The 3097-nt window shown below is 68.8% G+C and carries 3 protein-coding genes; 1 reads left to right on the forward strand and 2 read right to left on the reverse strand.

The window, feature by feature from the left end; translation table 11 throughout:
- The first annotated feature begins 133 nt into the window (after nucleotides 1-133).
- Complete coding sequence (locus VXC91_RS44065; protein WP_329512963.1) at nucleotides 134-1057, forward strand: LysR substrate-binding domain-containing protein; 924 nt, start codon at nucleotides 134-136, stop codon at nucleotides 1055-1057.
- Nucleotides 1058-1074: 17 nt separating this feature from the next.
- Here the strand turns inward: VXC91_RS44065 and VXC91_RS44070 are convergent, their stop codons facing one another.
- Nucleotides 1075-1947 (reverse strand): trypsin-like serine protease, encoded by an 873-nt coding sequence (locus tag VXC91_RS44070; RefSeq protein WP_329512964.1) that lies wholly within the window; start codon nucleotides 1945-1947, stop codon nucleotides 1075-1077.
- 268 nt (nucleotides 1948-2215) lie between these two features.
- On the reverse strand, nucleotides 2216-2995 hold the full coding sequence (locus VXC91_RS44075; RefSeq protein ID WP_329512965.1) for a hypothetical protein: 780 nt from the start codon (nucleotides 2993-2995) through the stop codon (nucleotides 2216-2218).
- Nucleotides 2996-3097: the final 102 nt, after the last annotated feature.

Below are 3097 nucleotides of genomic sequence, written 5' to 3' on the forward strand. Positions count from 1 at the left end.
GGACTGGGACCTCGTTCGTGTTCGTGGTGTGCGTCACACCAGGAACGATGGGGCCCCAGGGCGAGATTTGTCGATTAGTTGTCGATCTGCTGGTGGTGATGTATGGCATCGATCTCAGCTATGGTCGCAGCTCATGAACCTGGGAAGCGTCGATCTCAACCTGCTCCTGGCGTTGGACGCCCTGCTCGCCGAGCGGAACGTAACCCGGGCGGCCACCCGCGTGGGGCTCAGTCAGCCCGGCATGAGCAGCGCTCTGGCCCGGTTGCGGAAACTGTTCGGAGACCCGCTGCTCGTTCGCGAGGGCACGACGCTTGTTGCGACGGCACGCGCCGAAGCGCTCGCACAACCTGTCCGCGAGGCTCTCGACATCATCCAGCGCGCGCTGAACGACCGGCTCGGCTTCGACCCTGGCACCGACGAGTGCACGGTCAGGGTCAACTGTTCCGATTACAGCGTGCTCATGTTGATCGGGCCGCTCGTGCGCCGTCTGGCCGTCGAGGCGCCCGGTGTCACGATCCAGGTCCGGCCCCGCTCGCCCGATCCTGCGCGGATGCTGCTCGACGGCGCGACAGACCTTGTCATCGAGCCGACGGCGATCATGGGAAAGGTCTCCCTGCCGTCGCAGCGGCTGTACACCGATCGATGGTTGTGCTGCGTCTGGGAGGGCAACAGCCAGGTCGGTGACGAGCTGAGCCTGCAGACATACCTGCAACTCGGCCACGTCGTCTATTCGATGGGGGGGCACGTACCGGTCGCCGTCGTGGACACCTACCTGGCCCAAATCGCGCTGCGGCGACGGGTCGAATTCACCGTGGAGAGCTTCCTGCTCGCGCCGACGGTTCTGGAGGGCACCGACCTCGTCGCGTTCGTGCTGGAGCGAGCAGTCCCCCTCCTGCAACGCACCGCGGCGATCCGGCTGCTCGAACCCCCCCTGCCGCTTCCACCGATCACCCAGACGCTGTGGTGGAGCCCGCACCGCACCACGGACCCGGCACTCGCGTGGGTCCGGGCGAAAATCAGCGAGATCGCCGCCGAACTGGATGCTCCTGACGCGTGAAGAGACTGTGCCGGGCCCTACGGAAGTTTCACGAACGGTGACAGGAAGGACCGCGCGACCGGAGTGTCCAGCCGGTAAGACACATTCGTCGCGTAGCAGGGGGTGTCGCCGGTGATCGTGGTGGCCGCAAGGATGTTCTTGCCGTCGATGGCCGCGAAGTTGGGGCCGCCGGAGTCACCGTAGCAGGCACCCCCGTTTCCCTGTGGTGCGGTCATGGCCAAGCGCACCCAGGCACCGTTGAGGGCGTCGAAGGTGACGGGCGCCTTCATGCGGACGCCGCCGCCCGGATGTGTCTGACCGCCCGGGCCGTTGACCGCTTCCTGAGTGCCGTATCCGGCGACGAACCAGTTGGTGGAGTTCAGCTTCTGCGGGCCGAGGGCGCCCAGCTGGTTCGCGGTCGGCAGGGTGGCCGGCGTGAAGGACCAGCGCGACTTGACCTTCGCGGCGGGCAGTTCGATCACCGAGATGTCGTGCGGGTCCGAGGCAGGGCCCGGGTAGGCGGGGTCGGTGTGGGCCATTCCCTGGACGGCGACGGCGTTCGCCTGGGCGGCCGGATCGTCCGGGTACTGCTGCGCTGCGGCGTCCAGCCCTCCTTGCACGTCCTGGTCGAGCGAGACGTAGAACCTCACGTTCTCCGGCCAATCGGTGGTGCAGTGCGCAGCGGTGAGGAACGTGTCCGCGTCGATCATCGTGCCGGAGCAGACCCAGTCGACCCGGTCCGGCGTCGCCGGGTCGTCGTCGCTGTCCCAGGTCGCCACGAGAGCGCCGACCTCGGTTCGCTCCGGGGCGGGGGCCGCGTTGTAGGAGTTGATGGCGGAGGAGGGCAGCGCGGTGGCGAGCACGGTGGCGCAGGCCGCTGCGGTGACGGCGGTGGCGCGTATGGCGGTCAAGAAGAACCCCTTCGATGGGTGTGGGACGGGTGTGCTCCTGCGGGGGTGAGGGCATTGAAGCGGCGGTGGCGCTTCGTGACAAGAGAGGGTCGCCTCCGAACAGGTCATGCTCCTGAACCTCTGCAGCGCGCCGAGGCACTCGCCGCACTCGCCCTGACCACCTCGCTGTCCGCGCAATCGGGGGCGGCGAAGAGCTCACCCTCAGGCGGACGCCACGGACCCCGATACGTCGCTGTTTTGCGCCGGGCTGCTGCCTGTCGACCTACCTCTACTTGCCGTTGTCGCTGATGTCGCCTGCCTTGGCGTTTCCGGACGCATTGTCTGCGCCACTGGGATGGTTGCCGGAGTCGCCGGTGCTTCCTCCCTGGCCCCTGCCGGAATCCGCGGCGCCGGCGCCGGGTTTGCTCTGGCTGCCCGGCTTGTTCGGTTCGGCTGTCGCCCGCGCCAGCCGCTCGGAGCAGTACGCGGTGACCTTGTCCTCGCCGCCCGCAGCCGCGACGAGCCGCTGCCAGGCTGTCGCTTCGAGCGCCTTGCCGCGGTTCTTGGTCTGCTCGTAGGCGCGGCAGTGGGCCTCGGTGTCCTTGGCGGTGGCCGGATGCTTCGTCGGTCCGAGGCCGCGGGAAGACGCAGTCCCACCGCCCGGTCGGTCCGAGGTGACCGCCGATGGGTTCGCGGTCCCGCGGCCGGCACCGTCTGCCGACGAGCCCACCGAGCCGATGGCCGCGACAGCTACGCCGCCCAGGGCGATGCTGGCGAACACCACGCCCAACGTCGTTTTCACAGGGTGCCCGGTACGCCGCTCCGCGGGCAGCCGCCAGTCGTCCCGGCGTCGGGTGCGCGCCCGGTGTGCCCCCGCGGCGCGGGCGGTCCGGAAGGCGGCCACGGCCTGCTGCTCAGCCCTGGGGTCGAGATCACCTCCGCGCATGACTGCGGCCAGCGCTGTCTCCAGCGCGCTGTCGTCATGCCCATCCCACCGGCCGGACTCGGCGCCGTCAGGGTGCACGCCTGGACGGCCGGGAACTCCGTCGCCGCTCAGCCATTTACCCATGTCCGTTTCCGCTCCTGTCCGACCTGTTCGCTTCGTTCGACGTGCCGGGCCCCTGATGTCTGTTCGCCTGCCCTTTGCGGCCTTCGTCGCTCATTTCGACTT

Source organism: Streptomyces chiangmaiensis, assembly GCF_036281785.1.
Classification (GTDB): domain Bacteria; phylum Actinomycetota; class Actinomycetes; order Streptomycetales; family Streptomycetaceae; genus Streptomyces; species Streptomyces chiangmaiensis.